This window comes from Mixta theicola, assembly GCF_002895925.1.
In the GTDB taxonomy this organism is placed as follows: Bacteria; Pseudomonadota; Gammaproteobacteria; order Enterobacterales; family Enterobacteriaceae; genus Mixta; species Mixta theicola.
Genome location: NZ_NWUO01000057.1, coordinates 1 through 581, shown reverse-complemented (window position 1 = coordinate 581; position 581 = coordinate 1). Strand labels below are relative to the sequence as shown.

The 581-nt window shown below is 50.9% G+C and carries 1 tRNA gene and 2 rRNA genes; all 3 read left to right on the top strand.

Going from position 1 to position 581, the window contains the following annotated elements:
- Positions 1–124: ribosomal RNA gene (locus COO59_RS20605) — 16S ribosomal RNA — on the top strand; the annotation flags it as partial.
- 83 nt (positions 125–207) lie between these two features.
- Positions 208–283, top strand: a tRNA-Glu gene (locus COO59_RS20600).
- Positions 284–473: 190 nt separating this feature from the next.
- Positions 474–581 (top strand): 23S ribosomal RNA (locus COO59_RS20595); the annotation flags it as partial.

Below are 581 nucleotides of genomic sequence, written 5' to 3'. Positions count from 1 at the left end.
GTGGGTTGCAAAAGAAGTAGGTAGCTTAACCTTCGGGAGGGCGCTTACCACTTTGTGATTCATGACTGGGGTGAAGTCGTAACAAGGTAACCGTAGGGGAACCTGCGGTTGGATCACCTCCTTACCTGCTGAATCCCGCCCGTGAAGTGCTCACACAGATTGTCTGATAGAAGTAACGAGCAAGGCGTCTTGCGAAGCAGACTCAGTGTCCCCTTCGTCTAGAGGCCCAGGACACCGCCCTTTCACGGCGGTAACAGGGGTTCGAATCCCCTAGGGGACGCCACTTGCTGGTCTGTGAGTGAAAGTCACCTGCCAAAATTATCTTAAAACTGACTTACGAGTCGGCTTTAAGATATTGCTCTTTAACAATCCGGAAACAAGCTGAAAATTGAAAACGGAACAACTGTATCAGTTGTTCACGATTCTCTCAATTCTCGCACTCACGAGTGTCGCAAGACGCTTGCGGGTTGTGAGGTTAAGCGAATAAGCGTACACGGTGGATGCCCTGGCAGTCAGAGGCGATGAAGGGCGTGCTAATCTGCGATAAGCGCCGGTAAGGTGATATGAACCGCAATAACCGG